The sequence below is a fragment of the Pseudomonas frederiksbergensis genome, from assembly GCF_000802155.2.
GTDB lineage: Bacteria > Pseudomonadota > Gammaproteobacteria > Pseudomonadales > Pseudomonadaceae > Aquipseudomonas > Aquipseudomonas frederiksbergensis_A.
Genome location: NZ_JQGJ02000003.1, coordinates 84709 through 100455 on the forward strand (window position 1 = coordinate 84709; position 15747 = coordinate 100455).

The 15747-nt window shown below is 61.5% G+C and carries 13 protein-coding genes; 11 read left to right on the forward strand and 2 right to left on the reverse strand.

Going from position 1 to position 15747, the window contains the following annotated elements; translation table 11 throughout:
• Positions 1-21: 21 nt before the first annotated feature.
• The 11 genes from JZ00_RS06370 (at position 22) to JZ00_RS06420 (ending at position 13295) form a co-directional block, all read left to right on the forward strand.
• The gene (locus tag JZ00_RS06370) at positions 22-2463 is read left to right on the forward strand and encodes a hypothetical protein (protein ID WP_039590883.1); all 2442 of its coding nucleotides are present in this window, start codon (positions 22-24) and stop codon (positions 2461-2463) included.
• A 35-nt stretch (positions 2464-2498) separates the two neighbouring features.
• The gene (locus JZ00_RS06375; protein WP_039590881.1) at positions 2499-2960 is read left to right on the forward strand and encodes an Lrp/AsnC family transcriptional regulator; all 462 of its coding nucleotides are present in this window, start codon (positions 2499-2501) and stop codon (positions 2958-2960) included.
• Between the two features lie 180 nt (positions 2961-3140).
• Positions 3141-4823: a flavin monoamine oxidase family protein gene (locus JZ00_RS06380; RefSeq protein ID WP_039590725.1), complete on the forward strand. Its 1683-nt coding sequence runs from the start codon at positions 3141-3143 to the stop codon at positions 4821-4823.
• Between the two features lie 10 nt (positions 4824-4833).
• Positions 4834-5628, forward strand: coding sequence for a carbon-nitrogen hydrolase family protein (locus tag JZ00_RS06385; RefSeq protein WP_039590723.1), 795 nt, complete (start codon positions 4834-4836; stop codon positions 5626-5628).
• A gap of 48 nt (positions 5629-5676) precedes the next feature.
• A complete protein-coding gene (gene pqqF, locus JZ00_RS06390) occupies positions 5677-8121 on the forward strand; it encodes a pyrroloquinoline quinone biosynthesis protein PqqF (RefSeq protein WP_039590721.1) in 2445 nt (814 codons plus the stop codon).
• A 157-nt stretch (positions 8122-8278) separates the two neighbouring features.
• A complete protein-coding gene (gene pqqA / locus JZ00_RS29980; protein ID WP_003177660.1) occupies positions 8279-8353 on the forward strand; it encodes a pyrroloquinoline quinone precursor peptide PqqA in 75 nt (24 codons plus the stop codon).
• Positions 8354-8432: 79 nt separating this feature from the next.
• Positions 8433-9344 (forward strand): pyrroloquinoline quinone biosynthesis protein PqqB, encoded by a 912-nt coding sequence (gene pqqB / locus JZ00_RS06400; protein WP_039590719.1) that lies wholly within the window; start codon positions 8433-8435, stop codon positions 9342-9344.
• Between the two features lie 11 nt (positions 9345-9355).
• On the forward strand, positions 9356-10108 hold the full coding sequence (pqqC, locus tag JZ00_RS06405; RefSeq protein WP_039590717.1) for a pyrroloquinoline-quinone synthase PqqC: 753 nt from the start codon (positions 9356-9358) through the stop codon (positions 10106-10108).
• Entirely contained in the window at positions 10105-10380 is a 276-nt protein-coding gene (gene pqqD / locus JZ00_RS06410; RefSeq protein WP_039590715.1) for a pyrroloquinoline quinone biosynthesis peptide chaperone PqqD, read from the forward strand. Before pqqC ends, pqqD begins: the two co-directional genes overlap by 4 nt.
• Complete coding sequence (gene pqqE, locus JZ00_RS06415) at positions 10373-11503, forward strand: pyrroloquinoline quinone biosynthesis protein PqqE (RefSeq protein WP_152668413.1); 1131 nt, start codon at positions 10373-10375, stop codon at positions 11501-11503. Before pqqD ends, pqqE begins: the two co-directional genes overlap by 8 nt.
• Complete coding sequence (locus JZ00_RS06420) at positions 11469-13295, forward strand: S9 family peptidase (protein WP_039590711.1); 1827 nt, start codon at positions 11469-11471, stop codon at positions 13293-13295. The genes pqqE and JZ00_RS06420 overlap by 35 nt, the downstream gene beginning before the upstream one ends.
• A gap of 147 nt (positions 13296-13442) precedes the next feature.
• Here the strand turns inward: JZ00_RS06420 and JZ00_RS29985 are convergent, their stop codons facing one another.
• A complete protein-coding gene (locus tag JZ00_RS29985; RefSeq protein WP_003177654.1) occupies positions 13443-13601 on the reverse strand; it encodes a YqaE/Pmp3 family membrane protein in 159 nt (52 codons plus the stop codon).
• Between the two features lie 334 nt (positions 13602-13935).
• On the reverse strand, positions 13936-15714 hold the full coding sequence (locus tag JZ00_RS06430) for an acyl-CoA dehydrogenase C-terminal domain-containing protein (RefSeq protein WP_039590709.1): 1779 nt from the start codon (positions 15712-15714) through the stop codon (positions 13936-13938).
• Positions 15715-15747: the final 33 nt, after the last annotated feature.

Consider the following 15747-nt stretch of genomic DNA (forward strand, 5'->3'; position numbering starts at 1 on the left):
TACGATAAAGAATCTCCTCCCATCGAGACCTCCATCATCGCCAGCACCAGCCTGCCCCGACTGTTCCTCCAACTCTTCTGGCAACTCGGCATCCTGCTGGTGCCGGCCTTTTTCGTGACCATCCTGCCGCCGCCGCTGGCCTTGCTGGCGGTCGTATTGCTCGGTTTGCTGATGGGGCTTGCCGCACGGCTGGGTTTTCTGGCGATGGGCCGAGGCGTTGCCCGGCTGACCGTCGGTGCCGTGTTTGGCCTTGGATTCAGCGTGGGCCGGGCGTTACCCGAGTGGTGGGGCATTCTCGTGGCGATCATCGGCATTGTTGCCGGGCTTGCCTGCGTCAGCACGTGGGAGCGGCGCCTTGGGCTGGCGCCGGTTTCCAGCAAAGGGCCAAGCGCCTGGGGTGGAAGCGAGACGCTATTGACCCCTGAAGGCGAGCCGATTCGCTTGTTCAACCACAGCGAAATCGCCATGGGCGGTCCCGTTTATTGCGATTACCTGTTTCCCGACGGTGTGCTTCTGCAAGGGCTTGGTTCCTCAGCGGTGTTTTCCAGCGACGGGCGATACCTTGCCGCGCCAGTGCCGTCTCGGCAGGAGTGGGGCTTGGTCATCCTCGATCGTCAGCAGCGCAAGGTTTACCGTTGCGCTGAAAGCGAGTTCTGGGAACTGGACGCGTTCAATCCTGACGAATTAATCGGCCGTTACAGCCCGCTGGTGGACAACAGCGCTCGCCAGGCGCGGCTGGAGGATCTGCTGCAAACCGCAGAGGTTGTCGACTTGATCCCCGTCGCGGATCTTTGGCTGGAGCCCGGCTGGCACCCGGATAATTTCCAGCACACCTTCGAGCGACCGTCCGCAGATGGTCGACAATGCCTGGTTGGCAACATCGTCTTGCCGGCGACGTTCCGCGATTTGGCCCAACCCCTGGAGCCACTGCATTCGCCACGTTATTCAATCAGCATCAACGGACAACTGTCCGGGCTTCTGATGGCCGCCGATGCGCCGTTGGTGTGGAGCAGCGATCACCGTGCCCTGGTGTGCCTGGCCGAGGAACAGGCCAACGCTGCCCAGGGCGAACGGTATTGGTCGTGGCGATTGGATGACGGCTGGCGCGCCCTGCCCTCGCCTTGGATCAAGAGCACCGCCGAGCCGTCCTTTTATTGGCACCAGTTGCTCAAGCTTGATGCAGGCCAGGTACATATCGAGTCGTACCTCGACTATCCGCGACCGGGTTGCGGCCGATATGGCTACCGCCTGGACAGTATCCACGGCGATACCGAGACGCAGACAAGCCATGACGCCCGAGGCCGGATCGAGGTTGGCGAGTTCAAGCTGACCCGCACGGCCATCGTGATGCCATTGGACAGCCAGGGCCGTCGGGGTGACTCGCACATCGAGACGCAGCCGCTGCAGGGCGGCGTCGGCGGGCTCCTGACCTGGCTGGGCGACAACGCCGAAGGACTTGGCGGTTATCGCTGCCAGATCGGTGACTGGCTCCTGCCGGGGCGCTGGCTATTGGATCATCGCGTCTCGGACTGCGGACGCTACCTGGCGTTGCTGCCCTTCGCAGGCTCGACGACCGTCGCAACCCATGCAGTAATTGCACACGTGCAGGAGCAACGCCTGCTGGAAGGGCCTGCCATGTGGGTCGCACGGATACTGGATTTTCGGGACGGCCGGTTGAGCCTTGCGGTGGTTGAAGGTCGTCTCGACAATGACCTGCAAAGCAGCCCGCTACAGCGTTTCAACGTCGCGGCTCCAGAGGTCGGCAGGGACGCGTCTTTCTGTGGTCCCGATGAGCAATCCCGACTGTTCTACAACACGGTGCAGTTGCAGCCGGCGGACTCACAACTAAGCATCGTCCCCCCATGGCGCTTGGTGGACAGGCCGCAAGCGGCGACCGCCGATGGCGACTTCATCCAACCCGCACCGAATGACCAGGACGCCTCCTGGCTGTTCGGCAGCGAGACCGAATACGCCGACAGTTGGGTGCGGGCCGGTACGCCTCGGCTCGGCGGGCACTTGCTCACTGCTTCGGGCTGCGCCTTGGTCGATCTGGCGCCTTCGATGATCTGGTCAAAGGATGGCCGCTACCTGGCCCTGACCTGCATGGCAACCGACGTGACAGAACTGTGCGGTCGCTACCGGGGGTGGCAACTGCTGCTGCTCGACGTCCAGGCGCACACGCTGCGGATACACCCACGATGGCTGGGCAATCGGCCCGAGTTCGAGGGTTTCGATGAAGGAAAGCTGCGGGTGCGGTGTTTCGAGCACGACTGGGAAACCGAAGGTGATGAGGATAAAGGCACGGCGCAGTCGTTCTTACTGGAGGATTTGCTGCAACTGCCCACTGAACAGCTGATGGGCGAGGACGGCCTCTGGCTCAGGCCTTCGCAAGCGCACTTGGCCCCAGCCTGGCGAGCGCTGGCCTTGCCCGCCATCAGCTACTTCGAACGCCGAAGCCTGTAAGATGCCCGCCATTGATGCCTGCGCCGGAGCTGACCTTGACTGATACTCGCCCTCCCGTCCTCGACGAAATCGATCGCCAACTCATTGCGGCGTTGCAAATCAACGCCCGGGAAAGTGTCGCCATGCTTGCCCGACAATTGGGCATAGCCCGCACTACGGTGACGTCGCGCCTGGCTCGCCTGGAAAAATCCAAGGTGATTACCGGGTACGGCGTGCGTCTCGGGCAGCGGGTTATCGACGGCGGCTTGCAGGCTTACGTCGGAATCAAGGTCCAGCCACGCTCGGGGAAAGACGTATTGCGACGCTTGAGTACGATGGCCCAGGTGCAGCAGTTGTGCGCGGTCAGCGGCGAATTCGACTATGTCGCCTGGCTGCGCACGGATTCACCGGAGCAGCTGGATCAGTTGCTGGACCAGATCGGTAGTGTGGACGGCGTTGAGAAAACCACCACTTCGATCATCCTCAGCAGCAAAATCGACCGGGGACAGCCGGTCTAGGATCGCTCAAAGCAAGAAGACCTCGTCATAACGCTCGCCGGATAACGAGAAATGACGAAAAACCTCTCAAAACGACGACACATTGCGTCTTATTAACGTGTTTCACCCTCTCTAGAATGGCTGGCATCTTTCCTATACTCAGATGCGAACACCGCGTCGAGTCGCCCTTCAAGGTCAGCCATGAACAAGAACAATCGCCACCCCGCAAACGGCAAGAAACCCATCACCATTTTCGGCCCGGACTTTCCGTTCGCCTTTGACGACTGGATCGAACACCCGGCCGGGCTGGGCATGATCCCGAAGCACAACCACGGCGCCGAAGTGGCGATCGTCGGAGCCGGGATCGCCGGCCTGGTGGCAGCCTACGAGCTGATGAAAATGGGCCTCAAGCCAGTGGTGTACGAGGCGTCGAAGTTGGGCGGGCGCCTGCGCTCCCAGGCGTTCAACGGCGCCGAAGGCATCGTTGCCGAACTCGGTGGCATGCGGTTCCCGGTGTCGTCCACGGCGTTCTATCACTACGTCGACAAGCTGGGCCTGGAGACAAAACCCTTCCCCAACCCGTTGACCTCGGCCTCGGGCAGCACGGTCATCGATCTCGAAGGCCAGACCTACTACGCGGAAAGCATGGCCGATCTTCCCGCGCTATTTCAGGAGGTCGCCGACGCCTGGGCCGACGCACTGGAGGCTGGCTCACGCTTCAGCGAAATCCAGCAAGCGATCCGAGACCGCGACGTGCCGCGCCTGAAGGAGCTGTGGAACACCCTGGTGCCACTGTGGGACGACCGCACCTTCTACGACTTTGTCGCCACGTCCAAGGCTTTCGCCAAGCTCTCGTTTCAGCACCGCGAAGTGTTCGGCCAGGTTGGCTTCGGCACTGGCGGCTGGGATTCGGACTTTCCCAACTCGATGCTGGAAATCTTCCGCGTGGTAATGACCAACTGCGACGACCATCAGCACCTGGTGGTCGGCGGTGTCGAGCAAGTACCCCACGGCATCTGGAAACACGTGCCGGAGCGCTGCGTGCATTGGCCTCAAGGCACCAGCCTGAATTCGTTGCACCTGGGCGCGCCCCGCAGCGGCGTGAAGCGCATCGCCCGCGCCGACAATGATCGGTTCAGCGTCACCGACGTCTGGGGCGACACCCGGGAATACGCCGCCGTGCTGGTGACTTGCCAGACCTGGCTGCTGACCACCCAGATCGAATGTGAAGAAGCGCTGTTCTCGCAAAAAATGTGGATGGCCCTGGACCGCACCCGCTACATGCAAGCATCGAAGACCTTCGTGATGGTCGACCGGCCGTTCTGGAAGGACAAGGACCCGGAAACCGGCCGTGACCTGATGAGCATGACCCTCACCGACCGGCTGACCCGCGGCACTTACCTGTTCGACAATGGCGACGACAAGCCAGGCGTGATCTGCCTCTCCTACTCGTGGATGAGCGATGCGTTGAAAATGCTGCCGTATCCCGCGGAAAAACGCGTGAAGCTGGCACTGGATGCGCTGAAGAAAATCTATCCGAACGTCGACATTGCCGCACGGATCATCGGCGATCCGATCACCGTGTCATGGGAAGCCGACCCGTATTTCCTCGGTGCCTTCAAAGGCGCCCTGCCGGGTCACTATCGTTACAATCAGCGCATGTATGCGCACTTCATGCAGGACGACATGCCGGCCGAACAAAAAGGGATCTTTATCGCCGGCGATGACGTCTCATGGACACCCGCCTGGGTTGAAGGCGCGGTCCAGACCTCGCTCAACGCCGTGTGGGGGATCATGAAACACTTCGGCGGTGAAACTCACCCCGAGAACCCGGGTCCAGGTGATGTGTTCGACGAAATCGGTCCGATCGCCTTGCCCGAATAAGGAGTTGTCGATGCGCGTAGCCCTTTACCAATGCCCGCCGCTGCCCATGGATCCGGCCGGCAACCTGCAGCGCCTGCATCAAGTCGCGCTGGAAGCCAGGGGCGCCGATGTGCTGGTTGTGCCGGAGATGTTCCTCACCGGCTACAACATCGGCGTCGATGCGGTGAATGTACTGGCCGAGGTCTACAACGGCGAATGGGCGCAGCAAATCGGCCGCATCGCCAAGGCGGCCGGCCTGGCCATTCTTTATGGCTACCCGGAACGCAGCGAAGACGGGCAGATCTACAACGCCGTCCAACTGATCGATGCCCACGGCGAACGCCTGGCCAACTACCGCAAGAGCCACTTGTTCGGCGACCTCGACCACACCATGTTCAGCGCTGGCAACGCAGCACTGCCTATCGTGGAGCTCAACGGTTGGAAGCTCGGTTTCCTGATCTGCTATGACCTGGAATTTCCCGAGAATGCCCGACGCCTGGCGCTGGCCGGTGCCGAGCTGATCCTGGTGCCGACCGCCAATATGCAGCCCTATGAGTTCATTGCCGATGTCACCGTGCGCGCTCGGGCCATCGAAAATCAATGTTTCGTGGCCTACGCCAACTACTGCGGCCACGAAGGTGAGCTGCAGTATTGCGGGCAAAGCAGCATCGCCGCCCCGGACGGCAGCCGTCCGGCACTGGCTGGGCTGGATGAGGCGTTGATCGTGGGTGAATTGGACCGGCAACTGATCGAGCAGTCGCGGGCGGCCTACAACTACCTGCACGACCGACGTCCTGCGCTCTACGGCGACTTGCATAAACACTGATCCGGACTAATCCGCTAGCATGAGCACATCCCAGTCCTGGAAGCGCTCATGCCGGCCCCCGATTCCCTCCGCCCCCCCACCGAAACCCTGACCAACGGCCTGCAAGTGACGTTGCGTCATGCTCCCGGCCTCAAGCGTAGCGCTGCGGTGTTGCGCGTGGAGGCCGGCAGCCACGATGCACCTGAGGCGTGGCCGGGGCTGGCGCACTTTCTCGAACACCTTTTCTTCCTCGGGACGGCACGTTTTCCCGCTGGACAGGACCTGATGGCCTACGTGCGGGACCACGGTGGACAAGTCAATGCGCGCACCAGTGAACGCATCACTGAGTTTTTCCTGGAGCTGCCCCCATCCGCCCTGCCCGGTGGGCTTGAACGGTTGGCAGACATGCTCGCCCACCCGCGCCTGGATGAAGCCGATCAGATGCGCGAACGGGAAGTGCTGCACGCGGAGTTCATCGCCTGGTCCCAGGACGCGACGGCCCAGCGGCAGGTGGCCTTGTACGAAGGATTGTCGGAGGAACACCCGCTGCGTGGCTTCCACGCGGGCAATCGCGACAGCCTCGCCGTACCTGAGCCTGGATTCCAACTGGCGCTGCACGATTTCTTTCAGCGGTTCTATCACAGCGGCCAGATGAGCTTGAGCCTGGCCGGCCCGCAAGGAACTGATGCCCTGGCGGCGCTGGCCGTCCAGTTCGGCAACAGCATACCCAGCAGCGAAACGCAGGTCAGGCAGGCGCCGCCGAAGCTCATGACATCGACCGAGACCGGTTATCAGTTGGCCCGACAAGGCTCGCTCGATGCGTTGTTCGCTTTTGAAAACTTGCCCGCAGCCTCGCCCCAAACCTTTGATTTCCTCTGCCACTGGCTGAACACCCATAAACCGGGAGGGCTGCTCGCAACGTTGCGCCAGCGTGGCCTGGCTGACAGCCTCAAAGCCATGTCGCTGTACGAATTTTCCGGCCAGGCACTGCTTCACATTGAGTTAAAGCTCGACAGCGACCGAGCGCCAACGGACAGCCAACCCCTGCTACGCGACTGGCTGGGGTTCTTTGCCGCACAGGATGACTGGGCATCGATGCGCCAGGAGTTCGCTGCCTTTCGCCAGCGTCAGCAAGAGACCGCAACAGCCCTGCAATTGGCTCGCTGGGACAGCGAAGGACGCCACGGTCCACTGTCGGAAAACCACTTGATGCGCCTCAGGGAAGTCCTCAAGCAATTACACGCTGTGGATCACCCCGTCGAACCGTGGCGATTGCCCTCGCCCAACCCATTCCTGCAAGCCACCCGCGAACCACCCCGCGCCGGATTGATCCGCGGCCAGACCAGTGCCCACCGAGGCCTGCGAACATTCGCACAGGACCGCAGCCGGGGCCGCCGGGAACGTTCGCCCCTGCAGTTCAGCCAGGCATTGCCGGATACCTCGCCTGAAGGCGCGGTGTATCTGCGTTGGCAATTCGCGGCACCCGCATCGCCCGACCTGCAATCCAGGCTCGATCGTCACTCGGCGGATCTGCGCGAAGATGCCCGACAGGCCGGCGTGGACGTCGTCTTCGACTCCGATGCCGAACAATGCCTGCTGAAACTGATCGGCTTGCAGGCGCCGATGCCGTCGGTATTCGAGCACCTGATGGAAAAACTGCGCCAGCCATTACCGCCTGTCCTGGCCGATAGCGAGGCGCCCCTGATACCGATTCGACAGCTGTTACGGGAATTGCCAATTTTCTTCCAGCAAAACCCACGACACGCCTCGCCGTCGTTGCGCGGTAGCGATCAAAGCGTCTGGACGAACGCCCAGTGGGACGGTTTGGCCGTCGGCCTGACGGCGGCCACTCAAGCGGCGCTGGCCCCCGTGTTGGCGCGAACTCCAGGCGTTGCCCGGGAAGAGCCGGAGTTAACGGTCGCGCCTGTTCCGGTACGCACTTGGCATACGCACAAGACCCTGGGTGATGACCACGCATTACTCATGTTCTGCCCCACGCCAACCGAGGACTTGTCCGACGAGGCTGGGTGGCGCTTGCTCGCCCATCTGTGCCAAACCCCTTACTACCAGCGCCTACGGGTCGAGCTGCAGTTGGGCTATGCAGTGTTCAGTGGCTTGAAGCAGATCCATGGTCGGACCGGCTTGTTGCTCGGCGCGCAGTCGCCCGGTGCCTCTGCGGCGCAGTTGTCTGAACATATGACGCAGTTCCTGGAAACCTTGCCGAAGCTGGTCGAGCAGATTGACGACTCGATCCTGGCCAGCCAACAGCAAGCCCTGGCCAGCCAGATGAACAGCGCTGAAATGCCCATCGCCCAGGCAGCCGAACTGCTCTGGCAGGGCAAACTGGCCGGTCGCCCATCGGATTACTTGCAGCGGTTACCCGACGCCATAACGTCCATGACACGCGAACAACTGATCGACTCAGCCTACCGTTTGGTCCAAGCCCAAGGCGGACGTTTCTGTTTGAGCAACGCGCCGTGCCCGGGAATGCCCTGGCAAGCAGCAGCGAGATGATCGTTACCAGGCGTGCAATGAGCTTTCTCAAAGATTCGCGGCGAACGAATTTGTCAGATTTAGTAACATAGCCGCCTAAGCATCTGAACATCTCCTAACGGAGGTGGACTATATGTATAGATCCAAACCGTTCCACCCCAACCAAAGGAGTATTCCCATGTCCTGGTCCAAACCCGCATATATCGATCTGCGTATCGGCTTCGAAGTCACCATGTACTTCGCCAGCCGTTGATTGCTGCAGGCGGTAGTACGCAACACCACGCCTCGGTCATCCGGGGCGTTTTTCATTTTGGTTTGCAGATGGAGCGGCCATGTTCGTCCAGATTCTAGGTTCCGCCGCCGGCGGCGGTTTCCCCCAGTGGAACTGCAACTGCGCCAATTGCGCAGGTTTTCGCAACGGCAGCCTGCGGGCCCAGGCGCGTACCCAGTCGTCTATCGCGATTTCCGATGATGGCGTGAGCTGGGTGTTGTGCAACGCCTCCCCCGACATCCGCGCCCAACTCCAGGGGTTCGCCCCGATGCAACCCGGCCGGGCACTGAGGGACACGGGCATTGGCGCGATCATCCTGATGGACAGCCAGATCGACCACACCACCGGCCTGCTCAGCCTGCGCGAAGGTTGCCCGCACCAGGTCTGGTGCACCGACATGGTCCATGAAGACCTGAGCACCGGCTTCCCGCTGTTCAACATGCTGACCCACTGGAACGGTGGCCTGAGCTGGAACCGCATCGAACTCGACCAGAGCTTCACCATCGCCGCCTGCCCGAACCTGCGCTTTACCCCACTGCCCCTGCGCAGCGCCGCCCCACCCTATTCCCCACACCGCTTCGACCCGCACCCGGGCGATAACATCGGGCTGATCGTCGAAGACCTGCGCACCGGCGGCAAGCTGTTCTACGCGCCGGGCCTGGGCAAGGTCGACGAACCGTTGCTGGACATCATGGCCAGCAGCGACTGCCTGCTCGTGGACGGCACGATGTGGGACGACGATGAAATGCAGCGCCGTGGCGTCGGCACCCGCACCGGCCGGGAAATGGGCCACCTGTCCCAGAATGGCCCTGGCGGCATGCTTGAAGTACTGGAGCGGCTGCCAGAGCAGCGCAAGGTCCTTATTCATATCAACAACACCAATCCGATCCTGGACGAAGACTCTCCCGAGCGGGCCGAGTTGGTGCGACGCAATGTCGAAGTCGCCTACGACGGCATGAGCATCGAACTGTAGGAGGGCCCGAAATGACTGACACGCCATTGACCACCGCAGAATTTGAAGCAGCCTTGCGCGCCAAGGGCGCCTTCTACCATATCCATCACCCGTACCATGTGGCGATGTACGAAGGCCGTGCCACTCGCGAGCAGATCCAAGGCTGGGTCGCGAACCGCTTCTATTATCAAGTGAACATCCCACTCAAGGACGCAGCGATCCTGGCCAATTGCCCGGATCGGGAGATCCGCCGCGAGTGGATCCAGCGCCTGCTCGACCATGACGGCGCCCCCGGTGAAGATGGCGGCATCGAAGCCTGGCTGCGGCTGGGCCAGGCGGTGGGCCTGGATCCCGACCAGTTGCGTTCCCAGGAGTTGGTGCTGCCGGGTGTGCGCTTCGCCGTAGACGCCTACGTCAACTTCGCCCGCCGGGCCAGCTGGCAGGAAGCTGCCAGCAGCTCGCTGACCGAATTGTTCGCCCCGCAGATCCATCAATCGCGCCTGGATAGCTGGCCGCAGCATTATCCGTGGATCGATCCAACCGGCTACGAGTACTTCCGCACTCGCCTGGGCCAGGCACGGCGTGACGTGGAACATGGCTTGGCAATCACTTTGCAGCACTACACTACTCGCGAAGGCCAGGAGCGCATGCTGGAGATCCTCCAGTTCAAACTGGATATTCTCTGGAGCATGCTCGACGCCATGAGCATGGCCTACGAACTGAACCGCCCGCCGTATCACACCGTGACCGACCAACGGGTTTGGCACAAAGGGATTGCCTTATGAGTTTCGATCGCAGCAAAAAACCCAACTGGCGCCCCGGCTATCGCTTCCAGTACGAACCGGCCCAGAAGGGCCATGTGCTGCTCTATCCTGAAGGGATGATCAAGCTGAACGACAGCGCGGCGCTGATCGGTGGCTTGATCGATGGCGAGCGCGATGTCGCGGAAATCATCGCTGAACTGGACAAACAATTTCCCGGTGTGCCTGAACTCGGTGACGACATCGAGCAATTCATGGAGGTCGCCCGTGCACAGCACTGGATCACCCTTGCCTGAGAAGCCCGCCGTTGGTCTGCCGCTGTGGCTGCTGGCCGAACTGACCTATCGCTGCCCGCTGCAATGCCCGTACTGCTCCAACCCGCTGGACTTTGCCGAGCAAGGTAAAGAGCTGAGCACCGAGCAGTGGTTCAAGGTCTTTCGCGAAGCCCGGGAAATGGGCGCCGCGCAATTGGGTTTTTCCGGTGGGGAGCCGCTGGTGCGCCAGGACTTGGCGGAGCTGATTGGCGAGGCGCGCAGGCTGGGTTTCTACACCAACCTGATTACCTCCGGCATCGGCTTGACCGAACAGAAGATCAGCGACTTCAAGAAAGCCGGCCTGGACCACATCCAGATCAGTTTCCAGGCCAGTGATGAGCAGGTGAACAACCTGCTGGCCGGTTCGAAGAAAGCGTTTGCGCAAAAACTGGAAATGGCCCGGGCGGTGAAAGCCCATGGTTATCCGATGGTGCTGAACTTCGTGACCCATCGGCACAACATCGACAAGATCGACCGCATCATCGAGCTGTGCATCGCCCTGGAAGCCGACTTCGTCGAACTCGCCACGTGCCAGTTCTACGGCTGGGCGCACCTCAACCGCGTTGGCCTGCTACCCACCCGGGAACAGCTAGTGCGGGCCGAGCGCATCACCAATGAATACCGGGCCAAGCTGGAAGCCGAAGGCAACCCGTGCAAGTTGATCTTCGTGACTCCGGACTACTACGAAGAACGCCCGAAGGCCTGCATGAACGGCTGGGGCAGCATTTTCCTGACCGTCACACCGGACGGCACGGCCCTGCCCTGCCATGGCGCCCGGCAAATGCCGGTGCAGTTTCCGAATGTGCGCGACCACAGCATGCAGCACATCTGGTACGACTCGTTCGGCTTCAATCGTTTCCGGGGTTATGACTGGATGCCCGAACCCTGCCGCTCGTGCGATGAAAAGGAAAAGGATTTTGGCGGCTGCCGTTGCCAGGCGTTCATGCTCACAGGCGACGCCAGCAATGCCGACCCGGTGTGCAGCAAATCCGAACACCACGGGATGATTCTGCAGGCTCGCGAAGACGCCGAGCATGCCACGCAAACCATCGAGCAACTGGCATTTCGCAATGAACGAAATTCACGCCTCATCGCCAAGGGCTGAACCGCTCAGCGCCGCCCAGGCTGTCGCGGCAGGCATCGACTTCGCCGAGCTGCAACTGGGGCCCCTGGGCCTGTTCTGGAACGAATACCGTCCCGAAGACGGTGCCTGTCGGATCTGGCATTGGCGAGACGCCAAGGTCCGCTGCCTGACCCCGGATGGATTCAGCGTGCGCAGCCGGGTCTATGAATATGGCGGCGGATCGTTCTGCCTGAGCGATGATGGCGTGCTGTTTGTCAACGAGGCCGACCAGCAGGTGTATCACCAGTCACTGGACGCAGGTCGCCCTGTGGCGCTGACCTCGGGCGACCGCCGATATGGCGACCTGCACTTCGCCCCAGGGCAACTGCTGGCGGTAGAGGAGCACGCCAAACAGCATCGCCTGGTGTCGATCGGGCTGGCCGATCATCAGCGACGCGTGCTGGCCGAAGGCGCGGATTTCTACGCTGCGCCGATCCTGAGTCCGGATCAGAAGCGTCTCGCCTGGATCGAGTGGAGCCGCCCTCATCAGCCCTGGACAGCTACGCGGCTGCTGCTGGCCGAGCGCAACGATTCAGGTTGGGGTGAGCCGCGCTGTGTGGCCGGCCAGGGTGAGGAGGAATCCATCCAGCAACCGCGGTTCGACGCGGCCAATCGCCTCTACTGCCTGACCGACCGCGGCGGTTACTGGCAGCCTTGGGTCGAAAACGCTGGTGTCCTGGAGCCATTGACTGCCGCCGAAGCCGATCACGCCCCCGCGCCTTGGCAGTTGGGAGGCTGTACCTGGCTGCCAATGAACGATGACACCTACCTGGCAAGCTGGACCGAAGCGGGTTTTGGTCGGCTGGGCCTGTGCCATCGCGGCACGACGGAGGATTTCACCGGGACCTATAGCCGCTTCCGCAGCTTGGCGGTGGATGAGCAATTCGTTTATACCATTGCTGCTTCGCCCACCAGCCCGTCGGCAGTCATTGCCATTGGACGACAAAGCCACGACGTTATAGTCCTGGCCGGCGGCGTTGCGCCGCTACCGGCCGAGCAGATCAGCCGCCCGCGAACCTTGCGCTATCCAGTTGCTTCAAGTGAGGCCCACGGGTTCTTTTATCCAGCCATGGGCGCCAAGGCTAAACCACCGCTAGTGGTGTTCATCCATGGCGGGCCGACGTCAGCCTGCTACCCCATGTTTGACCCGCGCATCCAATACTGGACCCAGCGCGGCTTTGCCGTGGCCGACCTCAATTATCGTGGCAGCAGCGGCTATGGCCGGGCCTATCGGCAGGCGCTGCATCTGAACTGGGGAGTGGTGGATGTCGAGGATGCCTGCGCCGTCGTTGCACATCTGGACGAGCAGGGCCTGATCGATGGCCGCCTTGCGTTCATTCGCGGCGGCAGCGCCGGTGGTTACACGACCCTTTGCGCCTTGGCGTTCCGGAACGTATTCCGTGCCGGCGCCAGCCTCTACGGGGTCAGCGATCCGGTTGCCCTGGGTCGCGCGACGCACAAATTCGAAGGCGACTACCTGGACTGGCTGATCGGCGACCCAAAAGTGGATGCCGAGCGCTACCGGGCGCGCACGCCGTTACTTCACGCAGACCAGATCCGCGCGCCGATGATTTTTTTCCAAGGCGAGCTGGATGCCGTGGTCGTACCGCAGCAGACCCGCGATATGGTCGAGGCCTTGAAAGACAATGGAGTTCCAGTGGAGGCGCACTACTACCCGGACGAGCGCCACGGCTTTCGCAAGGCTATGAACCAGGCGCATGCGCTGGAGCATGAGTGGTTGTTTTATCGAAAGGTGATGAACGCTGGCTTATGAAAGCGACGAGCGTTTGTGGCGAGGGAGCTTGCTCCCGCTCGATTGCGCAGCAATCGCAAAAGCTTGGGGCTGCTCCGCGTCTCAGCGGGAGCAAACTCCCTCACCACAAAGGAATCCCCAATAAAGGAATCCTCTGACTGCAGGGCTTCAGCGCTTGGCGATGATGTACACCGCATGCACGATGCCGGGGATATAACCCAACAGTGTCAACAAAATGTTCAGCCAGAACGCCCCGCCAAACCCGACTTGCAGGAAAACACCCAGCGGTGGCAGCAGGATGGCGATGATGATGCGAATGAAATCCATGGATGACTCCCTGATGAGCGATGGCCACGTTGCCATAGCCCATGGACACCTGTCCGCTCGTCGGGGTTCAGTAATTGCTAGCGGGAGGCGATTCGAAAGCGTCCGCCGATAAAAACGCGGGCAAAAGAAAACCCCGCCGAAGCGGGGCTTTGCAGACTGTTTCCCTGACATCCATTTCACTCCGCCTTCCTGGCAGAATCCTACGTGTCCGTGTTGTTACTTTTGCGCGTCCTGCGCTACGTCCATGGAAGCTAGATTAGCCGTGGATCCAATCGGCCGATAGAGGGAAATCGCCAGCACGTCATGTAAGCATTTGCTTACATGACGATCTTTCTCAGAACTGGCCCGGCTCCAGCAGGAACAGCGACTCACTGCCCGCTTTCACCGAAGCGCTCAAGGAATGGATCCGCGGCAACAGGCGAGCGAAGTAGAACCGCGCCGTGCCCAGCTTGCCCGCGTAGAAATCATTCTGGCTTTCCTTGCCCAACGCCGCCCGGGCCATCAATGCCCACATGTAGGCATAAGCGGTGTAGCCGAACGCTTGCAGGTACTCCACCGAAGCCGCGCCGATTTCGTTCGGGTTGCTTTTCGACCGATCGAGCAGCCACTCGGTCAGTTCGTCCAGCGTGCCGACGGCATCGTTCAATGGCTTGGTGAACTCCGCCAACTCGCTGCCTGCCGTCGCGGTGAAATGGCGGATCTCATCGGCGAACAATTTATAGAACGCCCCGCCACTGCCGACGATCTTGCGTCCCACCAGGTCCAGCGCCTGGATACCGTTGGTGCCTTCGTAGATCTGGGTAATGCGCACATCGCGCACCAGTTGCTCCTGGCCCCATTCGCGGATGTAACCGTGACCGCCAAAAATCTGCTGGCCATGGACGGTGGTTTCCAGGCCCAGGTCGGTGAGGAAAGCCTTCGCCACTGGCGTCAGCAGCGCCACCAGGTCTTCGGCACGCTTGCGGGTGGCGGGGTCTTCGCTGAACTTCGCGGTATCCAGTTGCATCGCCACGTAGGTGGAAAAAGCGCGGCCACCTTCGTTAGAGGCTTTCATGGTCAGCAGCATGCGGCGCACGTCAGGGTGGACGATGATCGGGTCAGCGATCTTGTCCTTGTTCTGCGCGCCGGTCGGCGAACGGCTTTGCAGGCGGTCGCGGGCGTATTCGATGGCGTTCTGGTAGGAGCGCTCGCCGGTGGCCAGACCTTGGATACCAACGCCCAGGCGCTCGTAATTCATCATGGTGAACATCGCCGCCAGGCCTTTGTTCGGCTCGCCGACCAGATAACCCACGGCCTCGTCGAAGTTCATCACGCAGGTGGCGGACGCCTGGATACCCATCTTGTGCTCGATCGAACCGCAGTTGGCCGCGTTGCGCGCGCCCAGGCTGCCGTCGGCATTGACCATGAACTTCGGCACCAGAAACAACGAGATGCCTTTCGGGCCGGCCGGTGCGTCCGGCAGTTTTGCCAGCACGAGGTGGATGATGTTTTCGGTGAGGTCGTGCTCGCCGCCGGTGATGAAGATCTTCGTGCCGCTGACTTTGTAGGAACCGTCGGCCTGAGGTTCAGCCTTGGTCCGGATGATCCCCAAGTCGGTGCCGGCATGGGGCTCGGTCAGGCACATCGAACCGGCCCACACGCCGGCGTACATGTTCGGCAAGTACGCGGCCTTCAACTCTTCGCTGGCGTGGGCATTGATCGACAGGCAGGCACCGGCGGTCAGCATCGGGTACAGGCCAAAGGAGAGGCTGGCGGAGTTGACCATTTCCTCGACCTGGGCCGAAACAGCCTTGGGCATGCCCATGCCACCGTACGCCGGATCTCCGCCGACACCCACCCATCCGCCCTCGGCATAGGTCTTGTAGGCCTGTGGGAAACCTGCCGGTGTCGTCACGGCGCCGTCAGCCCAGTGGCAACCTTCTTCGTCAGCCGCGCGGCTGAGGGGCGCGACGCTTTTGCTGGTGACCTTGCCGGCCTCTTCCAGGATCGCTTCGACAGTTTCAGCGTCTACGGTATCGGCCAGCGCCGGCAATTGGGCCCAGAGTTTTGCGACCTCGAACACTTCATTGAGGACGAAGCGCATATCGCGCAGGGGCGCTTTGTAGTCAGCCATGGCAAACCTCGCAAGATCTAAACAATTGGTTCG